1 protein-coding gene and 1 pseudogene are annotated in these 1885 nt (G+C 75.4%); both read right to left on the reverse strand.

Going from position 1 to position 1885, the window contains the following annotated elements; translation table 11 throughout:
* On the reverse strand, positions 1-1694 hold a 1694-nt coding region (locus AWZ10_RS22595), incomplete at its 3' end, for an ABC transporter permease (protein ID WP_167365982.1).
* Positions 1694-1885: pseudogene (locus tag AWZ10_RS22600) on the reverse strand (hypothetical protein); the annotation flags it as partial. The gene AWZ10_RS22595 and the pseudogene AWZ10_RS22600, both read right to left, overlap by 1 nt.

Below are 1885 nucleotides of genomic sequence, written 5' to 3' on the forward strand. Positions count from 1 at the left end.
CCGCCCTCGGTGCCCGCGTCCAGGCCGACCAGCAGGGCGGCCGCCGCGAGCGCTCCGAGCGTGCTGTCGGCGCCCAGGACGACGATCGCGGCGAACCAGAGAAGGCCGCGGACGGGGTCGTAGGCGGCGGGGTCGAAGGCGCGGACGCCCATGGCGAGCATGCCGCCGCCGAGGGCGGCCAGGGCGGCGCCCGTCACGAACGCCGCCAGCTTCAGCGAGGGGACGTGTACGCCCGCCGCCGACGCGCCCGACTCGTGGTCGCGCATGGCGGCGAGGGCCCGGCCGGTGCGGCCCCGGCGCAGGGCGTGGGTGGCCAGGAGGGCAGTGGACAGCAGCCCCAGCTCCAGGACGTAGTAGGCGCGGTCGCCCTCGAAGCCCGCGGGGCGGGTGAGGGTGAGGCCCGAGGTCGCGTACGGCTGGGCGAAGACGAAGCGGCTCACGCCGACGCCCACGGCGAACGTGGCGAGGGCCAGCGCCAGACCGTGACGGCTGATGGCGGGCCAGCCGGTCAGCAGACCCAGGGGGGCCACGAGGAGTACGGCCACCAGGAGGGCGGTCAGTTCGGGGAGCGCGGGGAGGAAAGGGAGGCGGCCGGCCGACAGCAGTGCCGTGAAGAGCGCGCCCAGGCCCGCGTACGCCGCCTGGCCCAGGGAGATCTGGCCGCCCCTGCCCGTCACCACCACCAGGGAGAGCAGGACCACGCCCAGCGCCGGTACCTGGACGGCCGTGTGCAGGTCCTCGCCCGCGAAGCCCAGCGGGATCAGGAACAGCAGGAGCGTCACGATCCACGCGCCGACGGGTGCGCTGCCCCGCGCGGTCGCCGCGCGGGGCAGCGCGTCGCGGGTGCCCACGCCGGGCAGGACGAGGGCCGCGACCAGGAGGGCCACGACGAAGAGGTTGGCGCCGACGGCCTGGAGCAACGGCTCCGCCCAGCCCGACGGGTGGAGCCGGGTCAGCTGGCTCTGGGCGATCCCGATGCCCAGCGCGACCAGTACGGCCACCGGGAGGCTGCGCATCCGGGCGGCGACCGCCACGGCGACCACTTCCATCACCAGTAGCGGCATGCCGTACGGGTCGAGGCGTACGTAGGGGGCCAGCAGGACGCCCGTCAGTCCCGCCGTGAACGAGCCGAACGCCCAGCCCGCGGCGGCGACCCGGTCCGCGTCGATGCCGCCGAGGACGGCGAGGGACCGGTCGTCCACGACGGCACGGAGTTCGCGGCCGAAGCGTGTCCAGCGGGTGACCACGCCCACGGTCGCCGCGATCGCCACGGCCACCGCCAGCTGATCCCACGGGTCGGCCGACACCAGCGTCGGGGCGTCGTCCCGCGCCCCCTGGCCCCACAGCAGCGCGGCCCCGCCGACGAGGAGGACGAAGACGCCGATCGAGGCGACCAGGGTCTGTGCCGGGTCGTTGCCGAGCACGGCGAGCGGGCGGAACACGAAGCGTTCCAGGGCGAGGCCGACGGCGGGGGCGACCAGGAACAGGGTCACGAGGGCGCCGAGCCAGAGGGGCCACCCCCACTCCACGGTGAACTGGCGCAGCAGATACGCGCACACCATCGCGATCGCCCCGTGCGCGAAGTTGAGCACCCCGGTTGCCCGGTACGTCACGATCAAACCGATTCCGGTGAGGGCCGCCGCGCTGCCGACCGACAGTCCGGCCAGCGTGAGGTCGTAACTCAGGGACGCCATCAGCCCTCCGGGGGCTCGGCGGGGTCGCTCCCGGAGGGCGCTTCGCAGATCGGGCACGGCCGCAGCTCGCCGCCGCTCAGCACCCGGGAGTCCACCGGCACCGCCTCCGCCCTGCCGGCCACCAGGGGGCAGTCCGCGCGGTGCCAGAGGGTGCCGCCGGGCACCATCAGCAGGCTGCCGCTGGTGGCCAG

Source organism: Streptomyces europaeiscabiei, assembly GCF_001550375.1.
GTDB classification, from domain to species: domain Bacteria; phylum Actinomycetota; class Actinomycetes; order Streptomycetales; family Streptomycetaceae; genus Streptomyces; species Streptomyces europaeiscabiei.